Below are 2,060 nucleotides of genomic sequence, written 5' to 3' on the forward strand. Positions count from 1 at the left end.
AACTTGGACTTCATCTAATCCAGCTGTAGCAACGATCAATAGCTCAACCGGAGCGATTGTCGGGGTTGCTACCGGAAGCTCAACCATGACCTATACCGTTTTAGGTTCGGGCGGATGTCCGAATGCAACCGCGACTAGAATTGTAACTGTGACTGCGCCCGTTTCTGCCGGGACTTTATCCGGAGCACAAAACATTTGCATCGGCGATTCTGTGACTTTTACTTCAACAGTTTTGGGTGGAACTTGGACTTCATTGAATCCTGCGGTTGCAACAATCAATAGCTCAACCGGAGCAATTGTGGGAGTTGCTGCCGGAAGTTCAACCATGACGTATACCGTTTTGGGTTCAGGCGGTTGTCCGAATGCGTCGGATGTGCGAACTGTGACCGTGACTGCGCCGGTCGTAGCCGGAACTTTATCAGGAACACAAAACATTTGCATCGGTGATTCTGTCACTTTTGCCTCAACCGTTTCCGGTGGAACTTGGACTTCATCTAATCCAGCTGTAGCAACGATCAATAGCTCAACCGGAGCGATTGTCGGGGTTGCTACCGGAAGCTCAACCATGACCTATACCGTTTTAGGTTCGGGCGGATGTCCGAATGCATCGGATGTTCGAACTGTCAATGTGAGTAGTATTCTCTCGCCAACAATCAACTGCGGAACATCCACCACTTCATCGGTTCTCTTTACTTGGGCGGCTGTGAGTGGTGCCACCGGATATAATCTATCCTATCAAATCAATGCCGGTGCTTTGGTGAATGCGGGAGCCATCGGAAACGTAACTTCTTATCCTTTTAATGCTTTGTCGCCAGGCGATACCGTAACCATTACCCTCACACCTACCGGGCCTGCGCCGAGTTGCTTTAGCTCAAGTTCGCTCTCGTGTACGGCTAACAATTGTGTCTTGCCAACGGTTTCAATTTCATATGCCGGAAGTCCGTTCTGTACCACTTTGTCAACAGCTCAAGCAGTAACTTTAACCGGAACCGGAAGCTTCTCTGGGGGAATCTTCTCTGCCGGAGCCGGACTTTCCATTAATGCTGCTTCGGGAGATATTAATCCGAGCACTTCAACGCCTGGTCCGTATACCGTGACTTATACAATTCTAGGAATCGGAGGTTGCCCGAATGTGTCAGCAACAACCGGTGTGACCATCACGGCGCCCGTTTCTGCCGGAACTTTATCCGGAACTCAAAACATCTGCATTGGTGATTCAGTCACTTTTGCCTCAACGGTTTTGGGCGGAAGTTGGACTTCTTCTAATCCTGCGGTCGCTACGATTAATAGCTCAACCGGAGCGATTGTCGGAGTTGCTGCCGGAACATCAACCATGACTTATACCGTTTTGGGTTCAGGCGGTTGTCCGAATGCGTCGGATGTGCGAACTGTGACCGTGACTGCGCCGGTCGTAGCCGGAACTTTATCAGGAACACAAAACATTTGCATCGGTGATTCTGTGACTTTTTCATCAACTGTTTTAGGTGGAACTTGGACTTCTTCTAATCCTGCGGTTGCAACCATTAATCCTGCTACCGGAGCAATTGTCGGGGTTGCTGCCGGTACATCGACCATGACGTATACCGTTTTGGGTTCTGGCGGTTGTCCGAATGCGTCGGATGTGCGAACTGTGACGGTGACTTCGCCCGTTTCTGCCGGAACTTTATCCGGAACTCAAAATATTTGCATCGGAGATTCTGTCACTTTTGCTTCAACGGTTTTGGGTGGAACTTGGACTTCTTCTAATCCTGCAGTCGCTACGATTAATGCTGCTACCGGAGCGATTGTTGGAGTAACTGCCGGAACATCAACCATGACGTATACCGTTTTGGGTTCTGGCGGATGTCCGAATGCATCGGATGTGCGAACTGTGACGGTAACTGCACCAGTCGTGGCCGGAACTTTATCAGGAACACAAAACATCTGCATTGGAGATTCAGTAACTTTTTCATCAACAATTTCAGGCGGAACTTGGACTTCATCAAATCCTGCGGTCGCTACGATTAATGCTGCTACCGGAGCGATTGTTGGAGTTGCTGCCGGAAGCTCAACCATGACGT

At 49.7% G+C, this 2,060-nt stretch carries 1 protein-coding gene; it reads left to right on the top strand.

What is annotated here, in order from left to right:
* Positions 1 to 2,060, top strand: a 2,060-nt coding sequence (locus KIH23_RS13560; RefSeq protein ID WP_410505158.1) for a beta strand repeat-containing protein, incomplete at both ends; no start/stop codon positions are given.

The organism is Flavobacterium sp. CYK-55 (assembly GCF_018413465.1).
In the GTDB taxonomy this organism is placed as follows: Bacteria; Bacteroidota; Bacteroidia; order Flavobacteriales; family Flavobacteriaceae; genus Flavobacterium.